General features: G+C 58.2%; 17 protein-coding genes. 12 read left to right on the plus strand and 5 right to left on the minus strand.

Annotated elements, in window-relative coordinates:
• Positions 1-1,356, minus strand: coding sequence for a tryptophan--tRNA ligase (locus tag J7E41_RS03220; RefSeq protein WP_214990073.1), 1,356 nt, complete (start codon positions 1,354-1,356; stop codon positions 1-3).
• A 24-nt stretch (positions 1,357-1,380) separates the two neighbouring features.
• Complete coding sequence (locus J7E41_RS03225; RefSeq protein WP_214990075.1) at positions 1,381-2,010, minus strand: alpha/beta hydrolase; 630 nt, start codon at positions 2,008-2,010, stop codon at positions 1,381-1,383.
• Between the two features lie 147 nt (positions 2,011-2,157).
• Here J7E41_RS03225 and J7E41_RS03230 point away from each other — a divergent pair, with 147 nt between their 5' ends.
• Positions 2,158-2,595, plus strand: a complete 438-nt coding sequence (locus J7E41_RS03230) for a YhcB family protein (protein ID WP_214990076.1) — start codon at positions 2,158-2,160, stop codon at positions 2,593-2,595.
• A gap of 114 nt (positions 2,596-2,709) precedes the next feature.
• Here the strand turns inward: J7E41_RS03230 and J7E41_RS03235 are convergent, their stop codons facing one another.
• The 3 genes from J7E41_RS03235 to J7E41_RS03245 form a co-directional block, all read right to left on the minus strand.
• A complete protein-coding gene (locus J7E41_RS03235) occupies positions 2,710-4,434 on the minus strand; it encodes an ABC transporter ATP-binding protein/permease (protein WP_214990078.1) in 1,725 nt (574 codons plus the stop codon).
• A 96-nt stretch (positions 4,435-4,530) separates the two neighbouring features.
• A complete protein-coding gene (locus J7E41_RS03240; protein WP_029291924.1) occupies positions 4,531-5,091 on the minus strand; it encodes a response regulator transcription factor in 561 nt (186 codons plus the stop codon).
• Positions 5,084-6,346 (minus strand): ATP-binding protein, encoded by a 1,263-nt coding sequence (locus J7E41_RS03245; RefSeq protein ID WP_214990080.1) that lies wholly within the window; start codon positions 6,344-6,346, stop codon positions 5,084-5,086. Before J7E41_RS03245 ends, J7E41_RS03240 begins: the two co-directional genes overlap by 8 nt.
• Positions 6,347-6,550: 204 nt before the next feature.
• Here J7E41_RS03245 and J7E41_RS03250 point away from each other — a divergent pair, with 204 nt between their 5' ends.
• From J7E41_RS03250 to J7E41_RS03300, 11 genes are all read left to right on the plus strand, one after another.
• Positions 6,551-7,261 (plus strand): SIMPL domain-containing protein, encoded by a 711-nt coding sequence (locus tag J7E41_RS03250; RefSeq protein WP_214990082.1) that lies wholly within the window; start codon positions 6,551-6,553, stop codon positions 7,259-7,261.
• A 267-nt stretch (positions 7,262-7,528) separates the two neighbouring features.
• Entirely contained in the window at positions 7,529-10,801 is a 3,273-nt protein-coding gene (locus J7E41_RS03255) for a dermonecrotic toxin domain-containing protein (protein ID WP_214990084.1), read from the plus strand.
• 104 nt (positions 10,802-10,905) lie between these two features.
• Positions 10,906-12,507 carry an ABC transporter substrate-binding protein gene (locus J7E41_RS03260; protein WP_214990085.1) on the plus strand — a complete coding sequence of 534 codons (1,602 nt, stop codon included), beginning with the start codon at positions 10,906-10,908 and terminating at the stop codon, positions 12,505-12,507.
• A 257-nt stretch (positions 12,508-12,764) separates the two neighbouring features.
• The gene (locus tag J7E41_RS03265; protein ID WP_214990088.1) at positions 12,765-14,393 is read left to right on the plus strand and encodes an ABC transporter substrate-binding protein; all 1,629 of its coding nucleotides are present in this window, start codon (positions 12,765-12,767) and stop codon (positions 14,391-14,393) included.
• A 303-nt stretch (positions 14,394-14,696) separates the two neighbouring features.
• Positions 14,697-16,301 carry an ABC transporter substrate-binding protein gene (locus tag J7E41_RS03270; protein ID WP_214990090.1) on the plus strand — a complete coding sequence of 535 codons (1,605 nt, stop codon included), beginning with the start codon at positions 14,697-14,699 and terminating at the stop codon, positions 16,299-16,301.
• Positions 16,302-16,473: 172 nt separating this feature from the next.
• A complete protein-coding gene (locus J7E41_RS03275; protein WP_214990092.1) occupies positions 16,474-17,868 on the plus strand; it encodes an OprD family porin in 1,395 nt (464 codons plus the stop codon).
• 80 nt (positions 17,869-17,948) lie between these two features.
• A complete protein-coding gene (locus J7E41_RS03280; RefSeq protein WP_214990094.1) occupies positions 17,949-19,547 on the plus strand; it encodes an ABC transporter substrate-binding protein in 1,599 nt (532 codons plus the stop codon).
• Between the two features lie 76 nt (positions 19,548-19,623).
• Positions 19,624-20,634 carry an ABC transporter permease subunit gene (locus tag J7E41_RS03285; protein ID WP_078740765.1) on the plus strand — a complete coding sequence of 337 codons (1,011 nt, stop codon included), beginning with the start codon at positions 19,624-19,626 and terminating at the stop codon, positions 20,632-20,634.
• A 10-nt stretch (positions 20,635-20,644) separates the two neighbouring features.
• Positions 20,645-21,556 (plus strand): ABC transporter permease subunit, encoded by a 912-nt coding sequence (locus tag J7E41_RS03290; RefSeq protein WP_155583544.1) that lies wholly within the window; start codon positions 20,645-20,647, stop codon positions 21,554-21,556.
• Positions 21,557-21,566: 10 nt separating this feature from the next.
• Positions 21,567-22,535 (plus strand): ABC transporter ATP-binding protein, encoded by a 969-nt coding sequence (locus J7E41_RS03295; RefSeq protein ID WP_214990095.1) that lies wholly within the window; start codon positions 21,567-21,569, stop codon positions 22,533-22,535.
• Positions 22,535-23,506, plus strand: coding sequence for a peptide ABC transporter ATP-binding protein (locus tag J7E41_RS03300; protein ID WP_214990096.1), 972 nt, complete (start codon positions 22,535-22,537; stop codon positions 23,504-23,506). The genes J7E41_RS03295 and J7E41_RS03300 overlap by 1 nt, the downstream gene beginning before the upstream one ends.
• The last annotated feature ends 73 nt before the right edge of the window (positions 23,507-23,579 follow it).

A 23,579-nucleotide genomic window follows, 5' to 3' on the forward strand; every position in this document is an offset into this window, starting at 1 on the left:
TTAATCCTCGATTGGAGTCAGAGCGACGCGCAAGGCGTCGATGGCAGCATCGCGCGATGCACTGTCGGCGAAGGCCGGGCTGTCAGCCACGACCGCACCTTCCAGCCAGACACTGAAGCTCAGGGCTTCGCTGCGCACGTCCAGGTCCTGGCCCGACTGCAACTGCTTGGTCACGGCACCCGCCGTTTTACCGTCGGCAAAGTTGCGCGACAGCAGCAGTTGCTCACCTTCGGCGGCCAGCAGGCGGAAGCGGAAGCTGCCGTCGTCTTCGCGGAAACTGACGAAACGCGCGGCCTTCACGGCTTTCTTCTTGGTGCTGGCAGCAACGGCTGTCTGGTTGACGAACGAACGCAGACCAACCGCTTCGCGCAGTTCGCTGAGGAACGGAGCGGCCACGGCACGGGCTTTTTGGGCACCGACCAGCAGCAGGTCTTCCATGTCCGAAGGACGCGACATCAGTTGATGGTAGCGCTCGCGGGCTTCGCCCAGTTGGCCGTCCAGCAGTTGGAACAGACGGTTCTTCGCCTCGCCCCAGCCCAGGCCTTGCAGCAGTTCGCCACGGAACTCTTCTTCCTGGGCCTTGGTGGCAAACGCCTGGAACAAGGTGAACAGGTGGGAGTTGTCCGGATCCTTGGCTTCGCCCGGTGCGCGGGAGTCGGTGACGATCCGCGAGATGGCGTCTTTCATGTCTTTGGCGCTGGTGAACAACGGGATGGTGTTGTCGTAGCTCTTCGACATCTTGCGGCCGTCCAGGCCTGGCAAGGTGGCGACGCTTTCTTCGATCAACGCCTCAGGCATGGTGAAGAATTCTTTACCGTTGCCGAACAGGTGGTTGAAGCGCTGGCCAATGTCCCGGGCCATTTCCACGTGCTGGATCTGGTCACGACCGACCGGCACCTTGTGGGCGTTGAACATCAGGATGTCCGCCGCCATCAGCACCGGGTAGCTGTACAGGCCCATGGTGATGCCCGCATCCGGGTCTTCGCCGTTTTCCAGATTCTTGTCTACCGAGGCCTTGTAGGCGTGGGCGCGGTTGAGCAGGCCTTTAGCCGCCACGCAGGTCAGCAGCCAGGTCAGCTCGGGAATTTCCGGGATGTCGGACTGACGGTAGAAGGTCACCCGGTTCACATCCAGGCCACCGGCCAGCCAGCTCGCGGCGATTTCCATACGCGAGCGCTGGATGCGCTGCGGGTCATCGCATTTGATCAGGGCGTGGTAGTCGGCCAGGAAGTAGAAAGAGTCGGCATTGACGTCCTGGCTGGCAAGGATCGCCGGGCGGATGGCCCCCGCGTAGTTGCCCAGGTGCGGCGTGCCGGTGGTGGTGATGCCGGTGAGGATACGGGTACGAGTCGTCATGGGTAATCGCTTATCAGACTGCTATCAATTCGAAAGGCGCGGCAGCACCAGATCCTTGAGATCGGTCAGCTTGCCATGAAAAAAGTGTCCGCATTCTGCCACTTTCAGCAGCTCATGGGGGCGATTCAAGGCCGCGGACCAGTCGTAGACGGTCTGGGGGTCGACCACTTCGTCGGTTTCCGGCTGGATCAGGGTCAATGGGCAGTTCTGCGGCAGCACATCCTGATCGCGCAGGCGCATGACCGCAGCCGCCACCATGAACAGGTGCGCCAGCTTTTCACCCTTGGCTTCCAGGCGACCGCCGAGACTTGCTGCCACATATCCACCGAAGGAGAACCCCAGCAGGGTAATGGGCAGGTCGGGGTGTTTTTCACGCAGCCAGGTAGCGGCCGCTTCGGCATCGTCCACTTCACCGGTGGACATATCGTGGGTTCCGGCGCTGGCGCCGACGCCACGATAATTGAAACGCAAAGTAATCAAACCGGCATCGCGTGCAGTGCGCTGCAAGGTCGAAACCACTTTGTTGAGCATGGTGCCGCCCTGCACCGGGTTAGGGTGGCAGATCAGCGCCAGGCCACGTGGCTCGGGGTGATCCAGATACAGGGCTTCCAGTTGGCCTACCGGGCCTTCGATCAAAACGGGGGTTTCACGCATCAGCAAGGAAGGAACTCCGTGACCTCTCAAGGGGTCGACTCGTCTAGCTAAAAGTCTGTGCATGGCATCATTGCGAACTTAATCGCGGTATACAGCGCAGGTCCGAGCCGTTAACGTAAAGCAAAGCCGTTTATAGAGGAAGGACTCGTGGAACACTCGCTCTTAGTTTGGTTGTTGCCGACTCTCGCCTTGGTTGCCGGTGTCGCCATTGGATTCCTAGTTGCTCGCCTGCTGCCCAATGCGGCGCCTAACCGCACGCAGCGTCAGTTGGACGACATTCAGGAACGTTTTGACAGTTATCAGAACGAGGTTGTTACCCACTTCAACAGCACCGCGACCCTGGTGAAAAAGCTCACTCAGAGCTATCAGGAAGTACAAGATCATCTCGCCGAGGGCGCCAACCGCCTGGCCCTGGACGACATCACCCGTCAGCGTCTGCTGGCCGCGCTGCATTCCGATGCGGTACAAGCTCCACGGGAACGCCTGACCCCGCCACGGGAAAACCAGGAACCGCCTCGGGACTACGCGCCAAAAACGCCGAACGCCCCAGGCATGCTGGATGAGCATTACGGCTTGAAGAAGTAATACGCTTTCAAGCGACATAAAAAGCCCGGCTGATCGACGATCAGCCGGGCTTTTTGTTGGGCGGTCTACCCTACAACACAGCCCCCATGTGGGAGCAGACTTGTGTGGAAGCCCTCAGGACACCGCTTGTTCCTGCAACTGCCCCTGCTCAATCCGCACATGCCGCCCATGGAAGCGCTTGAGGCTGCTGCGGTGGCCGACGCTGACGATGCTCAGCCCTGGCAGTTCATCAATCAGCGCCTGATACAACGTTGCCTCATCCTCTTCATCCATGGCTGAAGTCGCCTCGTCCATGTACAGCCATTGCGGGGCGAATAACAACGCACGAGCAAAGGCCAGCCGCTGCTGCTCACCCGGCGAAAGCATGCGTTGCCAGTGATTGGCTTCATCCAGACGGCTGACCAAATGCGGCAAGCGACAGGTTTCCAGGACCTGTGCATAACGTTCAGCGCTATAGACCGAGTCTTCCTGTGGATAACTCAATACCGCCTTCAACGTACCAATCGGCAGGTATGGCTTCTGTGGCAGGAACAGATAGCGCGCCGCCGGCAGGCGAATCGCGCCATGACCGTTGGGCCATAAGTGCCCCATCGCCCGCAGCAACGTACTTTTGCCACTGCCCGAGCGGCCGCTTAACATCACTCGCTGGCCCGGCTCCACGATCATATCGGCGTGGGTCAGCAAGTGACGGCCATCTGCCAAGTCCAGCCCGAGCCCTGCCACCACTAGCTCGGCACCTTGGTTTTGCACTTCGATCGCCGGCGTGCGCGCCTCGTTGTCGCTCATGGCCTGATGGAAGCTCAACAGACGATCGCTGGTAGCGCGCCACGAGGCCAGCTCAGAGTAGGCGCTGATAAACCAACTGAAGTTTTCCTGGACGTTGCCGAACGCCGAGTTGATTTGCATCAGCTCACCCAGTTCGATCTTGCCGGTGAAATAGCGCGGCGCCGCGACGATGAACGGGAAGATGATTGCAATCTGGCTGTAACCGGCGGTGAAGAAAGTCAGGCGCTTGGACACTTTCATGATGTCCCAGAAGTTGTGCCAGACCTTGCCGAATCGTGTGCTCAGACGCTGATTCTCGTTGGGTTCACCGTTATACAGAGCAATACTCTCGGCGTTCTCTCGCACTCGCACCATGGAGAAGCGCAAGTCAGCTTCGAAGCGTTGTTGTTGGTTGCTCAGCCCAATCAACCGACGGCCGATCAAGTGAGTCAACCAGCTGCCGACACCGGCATACACCAAGGCACACCAAAACATGTAGCCCGGAATAGTGATGCCGAACACTTCGATGCTGCCGGAAACGCCCCACAGAATGATGGAGAACGACACCAGGCTAACGACGTTGCGCAGCAGCCCCAAACCGAGGCCCAGGGTACTGGTGGTGAAACTGTTGAGGTCTTCGGAAATCCGCTGATCCGGGTTATCGGTATAACCGCCCTGCTCCAGCTGGTAATAGTTCTTGTCGGCGAGCCAGCGTGCGAAATGCTTTTCGGTGAGCCAGGCCCGCCAGCGAATCGTCAGCATCTGAGTCAGGTACAAGCGATACACCGCGCCCAGGATCGCCACGGCGGCAATCGCGCCGAAATAGCCGATCAATTGCCAGAAGGCGGCGGTGTCCTTCTTCTCCAGGGCGTTGTAGAAATCCTTGTACCAGTGGTTGATCCACACGGAAATGGCCACGCTGAACAGCGACAAACCGATCACCGCGATCAACAACAACCAGGCCTTGCCCTTCTCTTCACTGCGCCAATACGGCGTAACCATTTGCCAGACTCGGCGGAAAAACTGCCCGCGCACAGCATCGTTGACCGCGGAATACTCAGCGTTCTGATTCATGGATAAGGCTCGATAGGGGAAAGAACACACACAAGCCGATCATAGAGGATCGGCTCGTGTGGTCGAGAGCGGCGCTGATGTTTGTTCAGCGCAGGTTCAGCGCCGAACCGGGCGCTTTTGCAGCTTGCGCTGCAGCGTCCGGCGGTGCATGCCCAGGGCACGGGCGGTGGCGGAAATATTGCCTTCGTGCTCGGTCAGCACCCGCTGGATGTGCTCCCACTGCAGGCGGTCGACAGACATCGGGTTTTCCGGCACCAGGGTGTCGAGGTCGGCGTGTTCGGAGAGCAGCGCGGCCAGCACATCGTCGGCATCCGCCGGCTTGCACAGGTAATTGCAGGCACCTCGCTTGATGGCCTCGACGGCGGTGGCGATGCTGGAATACCCGGTGAGGATCAGCACGCGCATCTCCGGGTCCAGCTCCAGCAGCTTGGGCAACAGCACCAGGCCGGAGTCGCCGTCCATTTTCAGGTCCAGTGCCGCGTAGTCCGGCAGGTCGGCCTGGGCAATAGTCAGCCCTTCCTCGGCGGAGCCTGCGGTGCTCACGCGAAAACCGCGACGGCTCATGGCCCGCGCCATAACGCGGGTAAAGGTGGCGTCGTCATCTACCAGCAGCAGGTGCGGCAGTTCTTCGCCTTCGACTTGGATCTCGTCACTCATCGATGTCTCCTCGTGCGACACGGGGCAGGCGCAGCTCGGTGAGCGTGCCACCTTCCTCATGACTGTAGAGTTTCACTGAGCCGCCGGCGCGTGTCACGCTGGCCTTGCTCAAAAACAGGCCCAGGCCGAAACCTTTGCCCTTGGTGGTAAAGAATGGCTTGCCGATCTGCTCGGCAATGGCCAGCGGCACGCCAGCGCCGTGGTCGCGAATGCTGATAGTGAGGTTTTCCTGGTCCCAGCCCAACTGTACTTCCAGCCCTTCCGGGCAGGCATCGGCGGCGTTGTTCAACAGGTTCAGCAGCGCCTGGGTCAAATCCGGCGGTGGCGCCATGCGTGGCACTGTGCCCTGCCCCAGCAGATGGAAACGGTAACTGGCTTCGGGGCGCATCAGGTGCCAACGGTTCAGGGCTTCGTCCAGCCACTGGGTGACATCTTGCATCTCTATCGCCAAACGACGGTTGGCTTCAGCGGCGCGCACCAACTGCTGCAAGGTTTGCTTGCAAGCCTGGACCTGATCCTGCAGCACGCTCAAATCATCCTGCAAGTCTGGATGATGGTGGTCCTGGCGCATTTCCTTGAGCAGCACGCTCATGGTGGCCAACGGCGTACCCAGCTCATGAGCCGCACCGGCCGCCTGAGTGGCAACGGCCAATAGTTGCTGGTCCCGCAGGCCTTCTTCGCGGCGGATCGCCCGTAACTCTTCCTGACGGCGCAGCTCTTCGGCCATGCGCGCAGCAAAGAACGTGATCACGGCGGCGGACAGCGCAAAGCTCAGCCACATGCCATAGATCTGCAGGTTTTCCCGAGCAATGGGGAAGGTTTGCAGCGGATAGAACCGGGCCAGCAACAGGGTGTACAGGGTCAGGGCGATGCCGGACAAAATCACCGAATAACGCCAAGGCAACGTCACGGCAGCGATGGTCAGCGGCACCAAATAATAAGAAACGAAGGGATTAGTGGAACCGCCGGAGAAATACAGCAACACACTGTGGATAAACAGGTCGCAGGCCAGTTGCAGGGCGTATTCCAGTTCGGTCACCGGCCACGTGGTGCGCAGGCGGATGGCGGTAAAGGCACACAGCACCATGGAAAACCCGAGGGTCACGGCCAGTTGCAGCCAGGGCAGCGGCAGCAGGTCGAACCAATAGGCCAGTCCCACGGAACCGGCCTGTGCGGCCAGGACCAGGGTGCGGATGAAGGTCAGACGCCAGAGGTTCTGGCGAGTGGCGGAAGTCAGTTGTACGGGGGCGAGCATGAGCTCTCCTGATGAGCGCTCCAGGCGGATCGCACCGAGTATAAACGAAGCAACGGTGCTGGCACGGCGTGTGTGGCTCTTTGACGCAGGCCCTCCACATGACCGTTCGTCGGCAGTCCCGCTATTTGTAGAGAATGTGTAACCCGCCGAACCAGACCATCACGTCTACAGTCATACCGATTACGACTATCTCAAGGAGCTTCTATGTCACGTTTCATTCGCAGCGCAGCCGTTATCACCCTCGGTGTCGGCACCCTTGCCAGCCTGCCGGCCCTGGCCGCCGATGAGCTGCACTACAACCAGATCTCCCTGCGCGCCGAAGTCAGCCAGGAAGTGGCCCGTGACCAGATGATCGTCACCCTTTACACCGAATCCCAGAACAGCGACCCGGCCAAGCTCGCCGCTGAAATCACCACCACTATGAACAAAGCTCTGGCTCAGGCCCGCGAGGTCAAGGCCGTGACCTTGCGCCAGGGCAGTCGCAACAGCTACCCGATCTACGACAACAAGAACCAGAAGATCACCGGCTGGCGTGAACGCGCCGAAATACGCATGGAAAGCTCGGACTTCGCCGCCCTGTCCAAGCTCACCGGCGAGATGCTGACCAACCTGAAAATGGACAGCATGGACTTCGCCATCGCCAACCCGACCCGCAAGGCCGGCGAAGACGCCCTGCTCAAGGAAGCTGTCACTGCGTTCAAGGCCCGTGCCCAGCTGGCTACCGATGCGTTGGGTGGCAAGGGCTACAAGATCGTCAACCTGAACTTCAATACCAACGGCTATCCACAGCCTTATGCCCGTGGCGGCATGATGATGAAGGCTGCGGCCATGGATTCGGCACCTGCCCCGGAAGTTGAAGCGGGTACCAGCCAGGTCAGCATGAGTGCAGACGGGGTGATCGAAGTCCTGCAATGACCGCGATGCACTGAAACCAGAAACGGCGCGGCCCAAGGCAAGCGCCGTTTTTTTTCGCCTGTAGATCCGGACAACTTTGCCAACACTCTGCTAATCCCCCGGGACAACAGGTGCACAACCTATTCATACACCCCCACGTCATTTTTCCAGACACTCCCGAGGGAATGGAGAGCTTGATTGTCGTTACTTAGTACTAGCAATGCCCATAGATGAATGGACGCGTGTGCTGCGGGCAATGCCTCCCGACGACTATCGAGAATAAATACGATGACCACCATCACCCGCATACCGTCTCCTTTGCCGTTTTCGCCCCCCTATAAATCCGTTATCGGGGCGCTCCCAGCACAAGCAAGCACCGAAAAACCGCTGACCGCCCGCGAGCAGGGTGATCGTCAATTAGCGACAAACATCCGCAACGCACTGCATCCCCAAGACCGCCAATACAACTCCCGCGTGCAAATTCCTGCCGACTCCACCTTGGGGCAGTGGCAACAGCAGCTGGCAAGGGCATTGAAGAACCCGGCGTTTCAAGACTGGTTGAAAGATAACAACATCAACCCTTCAAGTGTCGTCGTGCATCCGGACACCAACAGCATCTCGGTCATCGTTAATAACCAAAGAGTCAGTTTCAAACCGGGCAATGACCTGGCATGGAATGCTGCAGCAGCACCTGTATTGGACGCAGGCAAGGTCCTCGCCGCTGGCAACGGTATTTCCCTGAGCTACGACGATGCCTTCAGGACTCATCTTGAACTGAAGACAGTAGGCCAGTTTTATGGCCTGCGAGACTCCAAGGACTATGACGAACTCGATCGCACCCAAACCTTCCCGGCGATCGCCGCATCAGATCCGTACAAATCAGACAGAATCCGCGGCGAAGATCAGTTGAAAAGCCAGCGAGGAATTGTCGATCAGCAGTACAAACTCCAGGACACGCCCTCCAGCGCCAGCGCACAGCAGGCACAAGCCTATAAACACCTGGCACTGACGGTTGCCGATGCACTGCCAAACGTGCGCGCACACGCAAAACGATGGGCGGAGTCCCTCATTTTCCAACTGACCGGCAAATTGGTGGACGCCGATACACTTTATTTGAACCGTTTCAATGGCTCGCAAAGCGCTTCAACCTCTACCGGCTGGGAGCACATGAACGAAGAGCCAACCTCCTCCCTGCGCCTGCCCGATGCACTGCTGAAGAACTTCTCTGAAAATGATTGGGTCCCCGGCAATCTGGACTCGGAATCCGGTATCTATAAAGACGGACCTGGGCAGAGTAAAACGGGAGGATACGGTACGCATAACCAGTTTTCCCTGGCCCCATCAACACTGATGCATGCCAGTTGGAAAACCGACTTCCAGGCGAAAATGACGCAAGAAATCGGCAACTTCTGGAACGCCTACAGCGATGACTACCAAGCAGCGATCAAAGGGGAGTTCGCCTATCAAGCTCGAAAGCAACTGAAGACCGCTGAAGCCAGGCCTCCCGCGGAGCAAGCCCTGCAAGCCCCCGAACATCGATTCACCCGTGAAGACTACCGTTTGGTCATGGGCGCGGCGTCCAATCTTCCGCTCGATGAAAATGCACCGCTCAACGTCGAACAGCTCAGGGCCAATGCCCCGGTAAAGGGCATCGTCCAAGCGCATGCTTTCAATATCAAGGGCTTCTTGTCTAACGACATTGTGCGCTTCAGTGCTGCCGACGGTGGCCGGCAAGTCCTCTACATCCCTGGCGCCGAGCCGGCATTTCTCAGGTTCGACTCTCTGGAGAAACTGGATCAATGGGTTATCGATCAAACCAAGGCCCCCAAAAAGCGCGAGTCCCTGGTCGCTCATTTTTCATTGATCAGCCGCCAAGACCATGAGCCGGGCACTATTGAACACTTGGCGAAAGTGTTCATGCCAATATTGTGGTTTACGAATGTCGGCACCAAAACGGAAGGCCTGGACACGACTCTCGAAAAACTCGCCACTGGAAAACTGAAAGACCCGACGTTCGACGGCGACGGATCGCACATTGAGGGCGATGTCTTCTCGGCCATGGCGTCCGCCAGTAAAGAGCGGATGAGCAGTGATGCCGATGTTGTGATCAAGTCCAACAGCGAGGTTACGCGGGACACATGGCTTAACGACATCACCGTCGCAGCCGGTTTGCTTGCCAAGCTGGCGCCTATTGCTGCGCCCGTTGCCGCCGCCGCAGTCGTTACTGGGCTGACCGAACTGGCGCTGGGGGAGGAAAAACAATACTCCGGCGATACGCTGGCTGAACGCAATGACGGTGCATCCAAGGCATTCGATGGCTTGTTGAACACCTTGTTCTCGGTCGGTGCCAGTGGATCGGTTGAGGACCCATTCACTCCCCTAGAAGAAACATCGGTCACCCCCAAGCCAGGCGAGCCCCCTCAGGTTGAACGCCCACAGGCAGTACCTGGCATTAACCGCTTGCAGCCCAGCCAAGCGGGCAATATCAGCCAATATACGGTGCCGAACGGTGAACAACTCATTGAGAATGCCACACGCAACGCAAAGGGTATTTACCAGGTTAAAGATGCAACAACCGGCTCAGATCAATGGTTTATCCGCTCTACCGACACAACCGGTGTTCGCCAGGTGTATGAGATAAAAAGCGACTTCAAATTGAGCAATGATTATGTGCAGATCATTGATCGTGATACGGGTAAGCCGGTAATGACGGTGCATTCAGACAGCAATGGTGAGTGGGTTCAAACTGCTGCGGCCAGAGGTGGGGCAAAGTGGCCATGGCAACGCGTACCATCACCGACCCCAAGTAATGACTTAAAGATCCCGCCAAAATTCTCGGATCAATTCGTTGAATTGGACGGTTCAAAAATGTCGGGGGCCGACAGGGTCGATAAATACTTGAAAGTCAACGAGGGGAGTTCCTATGAGTTCTCCAGTAGAAACTATGAAGAAAACTCCATAATCAAAAGAAACCTCAATGTGTCCTGGAACATCGATGAGCGTGGGTTTTCGGTTGAGTCTGGAGAAAAGGCACAATTTACAGAACACAGTACAAACGAGTACTCCCCAAACTTTGTGCTCGATATAAATCGCAATCCTTACACCGTAATCACCAAAGAAAACGGACGTGAGGTGAATATGGCGCTGGATGGCACGGCAGACTCTGCCGAGGGTATCCGCCAAAGCAGACTAAAACAGTTTGAGGCTGTAATTCCGTCTGCTGATCTGCGCGCGCGCATTTCCGAGGTAGCCCATCAAGGCTCCATAGCGCCCGCCACCATTAATTTGAATGGTGAATCGGTGCTGCAGGACGGCTACTACTTTGGCGCTGACGATACCCATTTTTACATCGAACATGAGTCATCCAAGGGCCTGACTCAGGTCAGGATCATTTCCAAAGGGCACCTGTCAAATCCAGAACAAGATATCAACCATGTTCCAGGTGTAGGGGTAACTATCAGCAGAACGTTTACGATACGGGAGAGTAACGAGCTGGAAGGGTCGTTTGCGATCGACAAGAATGCGCCTACCCAAATTGAAATATCGGTTCAAGCGCAGTAGCAAACTGCGGGACCTTCCCTCTACCTCATAAACCTCAACGGCGGTAACCTCGGTGACCGCCGTTTTCGTTTGAGCAGCCTTCACCTGCCACTTCAGGGGTATCCATGGAAAGAATCGCCTTAAAACCGCTGCTCCTCGCCGCCAGCCTGCTGGCCTTTATGCCGATGGCCCACGCAGCCAGCACCCTGGTCTACTGCTCAGAAGCCAGCCCCGCCGGCTTCGACCCCAGCCAGTACACCAGCGGCACCGATTTCGATGCCTCCGCCGAAACCGTTTTCAACCGCCTGACTCAATTCAAGCGCGGCGGTACCGAAGTTGAGCCAGGCCTGGCCACACGCTGGGACGTATCCCCGGATGGTCTGACGTATACCTTCCATCTGCGAGAGGGCGTTAAGTTCCACACCACCGACTACTTCACACCCACCCGCGACTTCAACGCCGATGATGTGCTGTTCACCTTCCAGCGCCTGCTGGATGCCGACAGCCCGTTTCGCAAGGCCTACCCCTCCGAGTCACCGTACTTCACCGACATGGGCCTGAACACCACCATCAAGAGCGTCGACAAGATCGACGATCACACCGTGCGCTTCAACCTGAACAACGTCGATGCCTCGTTTGTGCAAAACCTGGCCATGAGTTTTGCCTCAGTGCAGTCCGCCGAGTACGCCGCGCAACTGCTCAAGGAAGGCAAGGCCGAGGACATCAACCAGAAACCGGTGGGCACCGGGCCGTTTGTGTTCAAGCGCTACCAGAAAGACTCGCAGATTCGCTACGTCGCCAATAAACAGTATTGGAAACCCGAGGAGGTGAAGCTCGACAACCTGGTGTTCGCCATCACCCCGGATGCCGCCTCGCGCTTGCAGAAACTCAAAGCCGGCGAATGCCAGGTCAGCGGTTACCCACGCCCCTCCGATATCGACGTGATGAAGCAGGACCCAAACCTGCGGGTGTTGCAACAGGCTGGTTTCAACCTGGGCTTCCTCGCCTACAACGTGACCCACCCACCTCTGGACCAGCTCAAAGTGCGCCAGGCCCTGGACATGGCCATCGACAAACCGGCCATCATCAAAGCCGTGTACCAGAGCGCCGGACAATTGGCGCAGAACGCACTGCCGCCGGCTCAGTGGTCTTATGACCCGACCATCAAGGACGCACCGTACGATCCGGCCAAGGCTCGGGCGCTACTAAAAGAAGCAGGGGTTGCACCAGGTACCACCATCAATCTTTGGGCCATGACGGTACAACGGGCGTCCAATCCCAACGCGCGGATGTCGGCACAAATGATCCAGCAGGATTGGGCCAAGATCGGGATAACCGCCAATATCGTGAGCTACGAGTGGGGTGAGTACATCAAGCGGGCGAAAAATGGCGAGCACGATGTGATGATCTACGGCTGGACCGGCGACAACGGCGACCCGGATAACTGGCTGGGTGTGCTCTACAGTTGTGCCGCGGTCAAGGGCAGCAACTATGCAAAATGGTGTAACCCCGAGTACGACAAACTGGTGCAGCAGGCCAAAGTCAGCAGTGACGGTGAGCAGCGCATCAAGTGGTATCAACAGGCGCAAAAAATCCTTAAGGAACAAGTACCTATAACACCTATTGCGAACTCGACGGTTTTCCAGCCGCTTCGAAAGGAAGTCCAGGACTTCAAGATCAGTCCATTTGGGCTGACACCCTTCTATGGCGTGAGTCTCCATAAGTAACAGCGCTGCGCCAACCGGGTGCGCCAGACGCCCCGGCTGGTCATTTTTGGTGCGCTAAACGCACCGAAAAGACCCTCGAAAATGTCGATTTGTGTCGAAACTTACATCAATGCGACATTCCTGTACGTTCGTACCACTGTTTAGCGCCTGCGACCTCTCAACATCTTGCATTGGGTATGGGCCCTGCATAAGTATCCGCAGGTCGACTCACGAGGTCGCCCTCACTACCAAAAATGACAACAAATCATGAGGCCAACATGCTTAAACACGCAGTCATTCCGTTATTAGTCAGCGCCGGTTTAATGGCTGCTGCACCTTTCGCCCAAGCGGCGACTAATCTGGTGTTCTGCTCCGAAGGGAGCCCGGCCGGTTTCGATCCAGGCCAGTACACCACCGGAACAGACTTCGATGCCTCGGCCGAAACCATGTTCAACCGCCTGACCCAGTTCGAGCGCGGCGGTACCGCCGTGATTCCTGGGCTAGCCACCCGTTGGGACGTTTCCCCGGATGGCCTGACGTATACCTTCCATCTTCGTGAAGGCGTCAAGTTCCACACCACCCCGTACTTCAAGCCAACTCGTGAGTTCACGGCTGACGACGTACTGTTCACCTTCAACCGGATGATCAATAAAGACGATCCATTCCGCAAAGCCTACCCCACCGAGTTCCCGTACTTCACGGACATGGGGATGGACACCAACATCAAGAACATCGAGAAAGTCGATGACCACACCGTCAAGTTCACCCTTGGCACCGTGGACGCGGCCTTCATCCAGAACCTGGCTATGAGCTTCGCTTCCGTGCAGTCGGCCGAATATGCCGCGCAGCTGTTGAAGGATGGCAAGCCTGCCGATATCAACCAGAAGCCGGTCGGCACTGGTCCGTTCGTGTTCAAGAGCTACCAGAAAGACTCCAACATCCGTTACACCGGCAACAAGGATTACTGGAAGCCTGAGGACGTCAAGATCGACAACCTGATCTTCGCCATCACCACCGACCCGTCGGTGCGTATCCAGAAGCTGAAGAAAAACGAATGCCAGATCACCCTCTTCCCGCGTCCAGCCGATCTCAAGGCGCTGGGTGAAGACAAGAGCCTGAAACTGCCGCACCAGGCCGGGTTCAACCTGGGCTACATCGCCTATAACGTGATGCCGGTGCTCAAGGGCCAAACCGCACCTAACCCACTGTCCGACCTGCGAGTACGCGAGGCCCTGGACATGTCGGTGAACAAACAACAGATCATCGACTCGGTTTATCAGGGTGCAGGCCAACTGGCCGTCAACGCCATGCCGCCAACCCAGTGGTCCTACGACACCACCATCAAGGATGTCCCGCACGATGTGACCAAAGCCAAGGCTTTGCTCAAGGAAGCAGGCGTCAAGGAAGGCACCGAAATCACCCTGTGGGCGATGCCGGTTCAGCGTCCGTACAACCCGAACGCCAAGCTGATGGCTGAGATGCTGCAGAACGACTGGAAGCAGATCGGCCTGAAGGTCAACATCGTCAGCTACGAGTGGGGCGAGTACATCAAGCGTTCCAAGGGCGGCGAGAACCAAGCCATGATCATTGGCTGGAGCGGCGACAATGGTGACCCGGACAACTGGCTGAACGTGCTGTTCGGCTGCGATTCCCTGGCCGGCAACAACTTCTCCAAGTGGTGCGACAAGAAATTCGACGGCATCGTGAAAGAAGCCAAGGCGACTTCCGACGTAGCCAAACGCACCGAGCTGTACAAGCAGGCGCAACATATCCTTAAAGATGCAGTCCCGATGACACCTATCGCGCACTCGACGGTGTATCAACCCATGCGCAACAACGTGCAGGACTTCAAGATCAGCCCATTTGGCTTGAACTCCTTCTACGGCGTGAGCGTAAGCGGCAAGTAAGGATTCCTGGCGGCGACGTGTAAACGTCGCCGCTATTGCATCCGCCAAGACCATAGGAATCAGACTACATCCGCGCTTGCTGCCGTCCTACGGCAACAAGCTGCGAATCACTCGTCCGTGACCTACAAGGTCTGTCAGATTCGACGCATTTACTGCCCGGCTCCCGACTCTTAACGTCGTGCACGGCAGAGGCCTCGTACCTGTAGGGCACTTGCTGAATGTGGGGTCAGTGTTGTTTCCATGCCCTGAACGGCCTGGCGATTGGTCACTGATAACAACAACAAACAAGGAGTGGGGACCGTCATGCGCCATACCACCGTTCTATCCGTAATATTGGGTACAAGCTTGTTAGTCAGCGCATCGCTGAGCCAAGCGGCTGACAAGAAAAGCCTGGTGTTTTGCTCCGAAGGCAGCCCGGCGGGCTTCGACACTGCGCAATACACCACCGCCACGGACAACGATGCCGCCGAGCCCATCTATAACCGTTTGGCCGAGTTCGAAAAAGGCGCGACCAACGTAGTGCCAGGATTGGCGACCCGTTGGGATATTTCCGAAGACGGCCTGACCTACACCTTCCATTTACGCGAAGGCGTGAAATTCCACACGACCAAGTACTTCACTCCGACGCGGGACTTCGACGCTGACGATGTGCTGTTCACCTTCAATCGCATGCTTGACCCCGAGCACCCGTTCCGCAAGGCCTACCCTACCGAGTTTCCGTACTTCAACGGGATGAGCCTGAACAAGAACATCGCCAAGGTCGAGAAGAGCGGGCCACTGACCGTGGTCATGACCCTGAATACGGTCGATGCCGCGTTTATCCAGAATATCGCCATGAGCTTCGCCGCGATCCTGTCGGCTGAGTACGCCGACAAGCTGCTCAAGGAAGGTAAACCGAGCGACATCAACCAGAAGCCGATCGGCACCGGGCCGTTCGAGTTCAAGAGCTATCAGAAAGACTCCAACATCCGCTACTCAGCCAACAAACAGTATTGGGACCCGAGCCGGGTCAAGCTGGACAACCTGATCTTCGCCATCAACACCGACGCCTCGGTACGGGTACAGAAGCTCAAGGCCAACGAATGCCAGATCACCCTGCACCCTCGTCCGGCAGACGTAGATGCCCTCAAGGCCGACCCGAAACTGCAACTGCTGACCAAGCCTGGCTTCAACCTCGGTTACATCGCCTATAACGTGCGGCACAAGCCTTTCGACCAGCTCGAAGTGCGCCAGGCCCTGGACATGGCGGTCAACAAGCAGAGCATTCTCAATGCGGTTTACCAGGGCGCGGGGCAACTGGCGGTCAACGCCATGCCGCCGACCCAGTGGTCCTACGACGACACGATCAAGGACGCTGCCTACAACCCGGAAAAGGCCAAAGAGTTGCTCAAGGCCGCCGGCGTCAAGGAAGGTACTGAAATCACCCTGTGGGCGATGCCGGTACAACGACCGTACAACCCCAACGCCAAGCTGATGGCAGAAATGCTGCAGAACGATTGGGCCAAGATCGGCCTCAAGGTCAAGATCGTCAGCTACGAATGGGGCGAGTACATCAAGCGCACCAAAAATGGCGAACATGACATCAGCCTGATCGGCTGGACCGGCGACAACGGTGACCCGGACAACTGGCTGGGCACCCTGTACAGCTGCGACGCCATCGGCGGGAACAACTATTCCATGTGGTGTGACCCGGCGTACGACAAGCTGATCAAGCAAGCCAAGGTCGTCACCGACCGCGAACAACGGACTGTTCTGTACAAACAGGCGCAGCAACTGCTTAAAGCACAGGTGCCGATCACGCCAGTCGCCCACTCGACGGTCAACCAGCCGTTAAGCGCCAAAGTCGAAGGTTTCAAAGTGAGCCCCTTCGGCCGCAACGTGTTCTCGGGCGTCAGTATCACCCCATAAGAAAATAACCGGATTGAGGAGAGCGAAGTTCGCTCTTCGGCAAACGTGCAGCCTTAATTCAGGATTTTTCCTACGGCAAACGTTTGCAAAGGCTTGAACGAGTTACACACCCAATAGCCGGTTCACCTAAAAAGACCGGCATTAAAAAAAGAGAACCAAAGGAGCTTCACCCATGAAACTGAGCAGCACCGCGCTACTGGCCTTGGCCATCAGCAGCATCACGGCCACCGCCTATGCTGAATCTGTAAGTCAGGACTTCGTTCCTACCACCCTGGCCGGCACCAGCGCCCAAAGCGAGGCCAAAGGCTTTGTCGAAGACTTCAGCCTGGGCGGCACTACCCGTAACTGGTATTCCAATGAACAGAAATACCGGGGCGGCACCTTCTCCTACCAAAAGCACGGCCAAACCGTTACCGACCGTCGCCGTGAGAACTGGGTCCAGGGCACCATCCTCAATGCAAGCTCGGGTTTCACCCAAGGCACCGTAGGCGTCAAAACCGAAGTGGCGGTCTACAACGCTCTGGTCCTGGACCGCAGCAAGCGCGATATCAAGGGCGGCTCCAACCGTACCCTGGCCGACTCCAATGGCGACGCCGTAGACCAGTGGAGCAAACTGGGACTGGCCAACGTCCAGTTCCGTGTATCCAACACTACCTTGACCGCCGGTCGCCAGAACTTCAGCAGCGGTATTGTCGACACCATCGGCAACCGTGCACTGCCTTCCAGCTTTCAAGGTGTGAGCTTCAACAGCGAAGAGTTCAGCAACCTGTCGTTCCAGGGCGGCGTGTTTGACCGCGTTTCGCCACGTACCGAACAGAGCCTGTCGAAGTTCCGTTCCGAATACGGCAATGGCCAAGAGACCGACAAGGTCTACACCCTGGGCGCCAACTACCAGCCGCTCAAGAGTCTGAAAACCAGCTTCTTCGGCGCCAATGTCAAAGACTTCTGGAATCAGTACTACTTCGGCGCAACCCACGAGCTGGGTGATAGCCAGCAGTTGGCACTGACCACCGGCTTCAACTACTACAAAACCGTCGATGAAGGCAAAAAACTGATGGGGGAAATCGACAACGATACCTACTCCCTGTCCCTGGGCCTGGCCCACCAAGCCCACAGCCTGACCTTCTCCTACCAGGCCGTGAACGGTAACGAGTACTTCGACTACCTGCACGAAACCAACGGTATCTACCTGGCCAACTCCCTGACGTCCGACTTCAACGGTCCGAACGAGAAGTCCTTCCAGATCGCCTACGGCATCAACATGGCCGAATACGGGGTGCCGGGCCTGAAGTTCAATATTTACTCCGCTCGCGGCTGGGGTATCGACGGTACCCACTACACCGGCAACGGCGGCCGGGCCAAGTTTGCCTACGATGGCATTCAGTCCCAGGACAATGAAAAACACCAGGAATACGGGGTTGGCGCGTCCTACGCCGTGCAAAGCGGCCCACTCAAGGCCACCGCCATTCGCGCTACCTACGTCGAGCACCGCGGCAGCGAAAACCAGTCTGACGGCAGCATCAAAGAGTTCCGTCTGGTCACCACCATCCCGTTCAACATCCTTTAATTAGCGCCAGGTAGACGGCGGGCTCAGGAAGAGCCCGCCGTCTACGTTTTTCTGGTTCCATCGATTGCAGAGGGTTCTCAATGAAAATGCTCCCGTTACAAGCTGCCATCGCCGCTGCGCTGTTGAGCGTGGCGGTTGGCGTTTCGGCCAAACCGCTGGTGGTCTGCACCGAAGCGAGCCCGGAAGGTTTTGACCCGGTCCTGTATACCACCGCCGTGACCGCTGACGCCGCTGCGGAAACCATGTTCAACCGCCTGGTGGATTTCAAGCCCGGCACCACCGAAGTGGTCCCGGCCCTGGCCAAGGACCTGCCGCAAATCAGCGCCGATGGCCTGACCTACACGTTCCACCTGCGTGACGACATCAAGTTCCACACCACCGACTATTTCAAACCCACGCGCAACCTGAACGCCGACGACGTGCTTTGGAGCTTCCAGCGCCAGCTGGACCCGAATCACCCTTGGCATAAAAAGTCCCTCGTGGGCTATCCGTATTTCGAAAGCATGGGCTTCAAGGAACTGCTCAAGAGCGTAGAGAAGACCGACGACTACACCGTTGTCTTTACCCTGACGCGTCCTGAAGCCCCCTTCCTAGCCGACCTGGGCATGGCATTCTCTTCAATCCATTCGAAGGAATACGCCGACCAGTTGCTCAAATCCGGCAAGACCGAAGACCTCAACGCCAAGCCCATCGGCACTGGCCCGTTCATCTTCACCCGTTATCAGAAGGACGCCCAGGCGCGCTTCAAGGCCAACCCCGACTACTTCCGTGGCAAACCGGCAGTCGACCCGCTGATCCTGGCGATCAGCACCGATAACAACGTGCGCCTGCAGAAGCTCAAGGCCAATGAATGTCAGATCGCGCTGTTCCCCAAGCCGGATGACATTCCAAGCATCAAGAAAGACCCCAACCTGAAAGTCGATGAACTGGCGGCGATGACCACCAGTTACACCGCCTTGAACACAACCCACAAATACATGAGCGATGCGCGGGTGCGTCACGCGATCAACATCGCGTTCGACAAGGCCGGCTATACCGAAGCCCTGTTCGGCAAAGGCAATGCGGTGGTGGGGACTGGTCCTTATCCGCCGACCTTGCTGGGTTTCAGCGACAAACTGAAGAACCCGCCCCGCGACCTGGACAAGGCCCGCGCCCTGCTCAAGGAAGCCGGCGTGCCGGAAGGCACCGAATTCAGCCTGTTCACGCGTAACGGCGGCGGCCCGACCAACCCCAACCCGATGCTCGGCGCCCAGCGCATGCAGGCGGATCTGGCGCAGATTGGCCTGAAGGTGAATATCAAAGTCATGGAATGGGGCGAGATGCTCAAGCGCGCTAAAAACGGCGAGCACGACATGGTGTCGGCTGGCTGGGTCGGTGATAACGGCGACCCTGACAACTTCCTAACGCCAAACCTGAGTTGCGATGCAGCGAAAAACGGCGAAAACTACGCGCGCTGGTGTAACAAAGAGTTTCAAGACTTGATCGACAAAGCGCGCGCCACTGCTGAACCCGCCCAGCGCGCTGCACTCTATGAACAAGCACAGGACGTTTTCGACAAGGACCAACCATGGCTCCCCATGGCTTATCCGAAACTGTTCACCGCCATGCGCAAGAACGTAGAAGGCTTCACCCAAAGCCCTCTGGGGACTAATAACTTCGCCACCACCCAGGTGAAGTAAATAAGAAAAACGCTCGGCGCCGTCGACCCTGACGGTGCCGGACCTGCCTAACCGGCTGATTGAGGTACACAACAAGATGTTTAGTTTTATTGCCCGCCGATTGGGGCTATTGATCCCCACTTTTTTCGGCATCACCTTGCTGACGTTCGCGTTGATTCGCATGATCCCTGGCGATCCCGTGGAAGTCATGATGGGCGAACGACGAGTCGACCCCGAAATGCACGCTCAGGCAATGGAACGCCTTGGTCTGAATAAACCCTTGTATGCGCAATACTTTGACTACGTCGGCAAGCTTGCCCACGGCGATCTTGGCGAATCCCTGCGTACCCGTACCAGCGTGTGGACTGAATTCACCGCCCTCTTCCCTGCGACCCTGGAACTGTCCATGGCCGCGTTGTTGTTCGCCGGCATCCTGGGCCTCTTGGCCGGGGTGATCGCGGCCTTGAAGCGAGGATCCCTGTTCGACCATGGGGTGATGGGCATCTCCCTGGCGGGATATTCGATGCCGATCTTCTGGTGGGGCCTGATCCTGATCATGTTCTTCTCCGTGAGCCTGGGCTGGACTCCGGTGTCCGGACGTATCGACCTGCTCTACGACATCGAGCCGCGCACCGGCTTCATGCTGATCGACACCTTGCTGGCCGATGAGCCCGACGCGTTCTTCGACGCCCTGCACCACCTGATCCTGCCGGCCATCGTGCTTGGCACCATTCCGCTGGCCGTAATCGCACGGATGACCCGCTCCTCGATGCTCGAAGTGCTGCGTGAAGACTACATCCGTACCGCCAAGGCCAAAGGCCTGTCGCCCGCACGCGTCGTGTTCGTGCACGGCCTGCGTAACGCGCTGATTCCGGTACTGACGGTGGTCGGCCTGCAAGTCGGCACCCTGCTGGCCGGTGCGGTCCTGACCGAAACCATCTTCTCCTGGCCCGGCATCGGCAAGTGGCTGATCGAAGCCATTGGCGCACGGGACTATCCCGTGGTGCAAAACGGCATCCTGTTAATCGCCTGCCTGGTGATTCTGGTGAATTTCGTGGTGGATATCCTCTACGGCTTCGCCAACCCACGCATCCGTCACCAGCGCTGAGATCATGACCATGACCACTCCAACTACTTCGGTAGCAGTCGATCAAAGCCTGCTTTATCCGTCCCCGTACAAAGAATTCTGGCAAGCCTTTTCCAAGAACAAGGGTGCGGTTGCCGGCCTGTTGTTCATGCTGCTGGTGATATTTTGCGCACTGTTCGCCCCTTGGGTGGCACCGCACAACCCGAGCGAACAGTACCGCGACTTCCTGCTGACCCCGCCAGCCTGGCTGGAAGGCGGGCAGATGCAATTCCTGCTGGGCACCGACGAACTGGGCCGTGACTTGCTGTCGCGCCTGATCCAGGGTTCGCGCCTGTCATTGCTGATCGGCCTGTCTTCGGTCGTCATGTCGTTGATCCCGGGGATCCTGCTGGGTTTGTTCGCCGGTTTCTTTCCGCGTCTGCTCGGCCCGACCATCATGCGTTTGATGGACATCATGCTGGCCCTGCCATCGCTGCTGCTGGCTGTGGCGATTGTCGCCATCCTCGGCCCTGGCCTGATCAACACCGTGATCGCTATCGCCATCGTGTCCCTGCCGTCCTATGTCCGCTTGACCCGTGCTGCGGTGATGGGTGAACTGAACCGCGACTACGTCACCGCCGCCCGCCTCGCCGGCGCCGGCCTGCCACGCCTGATGTTTGTCACCGTGCTGCCTAACTGCATGGCACCGTTGATCGTTCAGGCGACCTTGAGCTTCTCCTCGGCGATTCTCGATGCCGCAGCCCTTGGCTTCCTCGGCCTTGGCGTACAACCGCCAACCCCTGAGTGGGGCACCATGCTGGCTTCGGCTCGCGACTACATCGAACGCGCCTGGTGGGTAGTGAGTCTGCCTGGCTTGACCATTTTGCTCAGCGTGCTGGCAATCAACCTGATGGGCGACGGTCTGCGCGATGCGCTGGACCCGAAACTCAAGAACGCCGCCTGAGGAGATTCCCATGTCACTGCTAGAAATCAAGAATCTCAATGTCCGCTTCGGCGACAAGACCGCCGTCCCGGTGGTCGACGGCCTCGACATTTCCGTCGACAAGGGCGAAGTACTGGCAATCGTTGGCGAGTCGGGCTCGGGTAAATCCGTGACCATGATGGCGCTGATGGGCCTGATCGAGCACCCCGGTATCGTCACCGCCGACGCACTGAACTTCGACGGCAAGGACATGCTCAAGCTGAGCAACCGTCAGCGTCGACAGATCGTCGGTAAAGACTTGGCCATGGTGTTCCAGGACCCGATGACCGCGCTGAACCCCAGCTACACCGTGGGTTTCCAGATCGAGGAAGTGCTGCGTCTGCACCTGAAGATGTCCAGCAAACAAGCGCGCAAGCGTGCGATCGAACTGCTGGAAAAGGTCGAAATCCCAGGCGCAGCCAGCCGGATGGACGCCTACCCGCACCAGTTGTCCGGCGGTATGAGCCAGCGTGTGGCAATTGCCATGGCGATTGCCGGCGAGCCGAAACTGCTGATTGCCGATGAACCGACCACTGCACTCGATGTGACCATCCAGGCCCAAATCATGGACCTGCTGCTGGCCTTGCAGAAAGAGCAGAACATGGGCCTGGTGCTGATCACTCACGACCTCGCGGTCGTGGCAGAAACTGCCCAGCGTGTGTGCGTGATGTACGCAGGCCAAGCTGTTGAAGTCGGCCAGGTACCGCAGTTGTTCGACATTCCGGCGCACCCGTACAGCGAAGCGCTGCTCAAGGCAATTCCCGAGCACAGCCTCGGCGCCACGCGCCTGGCCACGCTACCGGGTATCGTGCCCGGTCGTTATGACCGTCCGCAGGGTTGCCTGCTGTCACCGCGCTGCCCGTATGTGCAGGAGTCCTGCCGTGCCCAGCGCCCTGGCCTTGACCCGAAAAGTAACAGCCTCGCCCGCTGCTTCTACCCGCTGAATCAGGAGGTGGCGTAATGGCCGTCGTACTTACTGCTCGCGACCTGACCCGTCACTACGAAGTGTCCCGTGGCCTGTTCAAGGGGCACGCATTGGTACGCGCGCTCAATGGTGTGTCGTTCGAACTGGAAGCCGGCAAGACCCTCGCGGTCGTGGGCGAATCCGGTTGCGGCAAGTCCACCCTGGCCCGCGCCCTGACGCTGATTGAAGAGCCGTCCTCCGGCTCGCTGAAAATCGCCGGCCAGGAAGTCACCGGTGCCGACAAGGCCCAGCGCAAGCAACTGCGCAAAGACGTGCAGATGGTGTTCCAGAGCCCTTATGCCTCGCTGAACCCACGCCAGAAAGTCGGTGACCAACTGGGCGAGCCGCTGCTGATCAACACCAACCTGTCCGCCGCCGAGCGCCGGGAAAAGGTCCAGGCGATGATGAAGCAAGTGGGCCTGCGCCCTGAGCATTATCAGCGCTACCCGCACATGTTCTCCGGTGGCCAGCGCCAGCGGATCGCCCTGGCCCGGGCAATGATGCTACAACCCAAAGTGCTGGTGGCGGATGAACCGACCTCGGCGCTGGACGTGTCGATCCAGGCCCAGGTGCTCAACCTGTTCATGGACCTGCAGCAGGAGTTCAATACCGCCTATGTGTTCATCTCCCACAACTTGGCGGTGGTGCAACACGTTGCCGATGATGTGATGGTGATGTACCTCGGCCGCCCGGTGGAAGTGGGCCCGAAAGAAGACATCTACGCACGTCCCCTGCACCCGTACACCCAGGCGCTGCTGTCGGCCACCCCGACCATCCACCCGGACCCGAACAAGCCGAAGATCAAGATCGTCGGTGAGTTACCCAACCCGCTGAACCCGCCATCTGGCTGCGCTTTCCACAAGCGTTGTCCGTACGCCACCGAACTGTGCAGCACCGAAGAGCCGGCCTTGCGGCCACTGGATAACCGCCAGGTGGCTTGCCACTTTGCGGAACAGTTCATCGCCTGAGGTGACACAAAAAATGCCCCGGGGATGAGCCCGGAGCATTACTTGAGTTCTACAGCCCTTCCCATCAGGTTGC

The sequence above is a fragment of the Pseudomonas fluorescens genome, from assembly GCF_018614655.1.
GTDB classification, from domain to species: Bacteria; Pseudomonadota; Gammaproteobacteria; order Pseudomonadales; family Pseudomonadaceae; genus Aquipseudomonas; species Aquipseudomonas fluorescens_BX.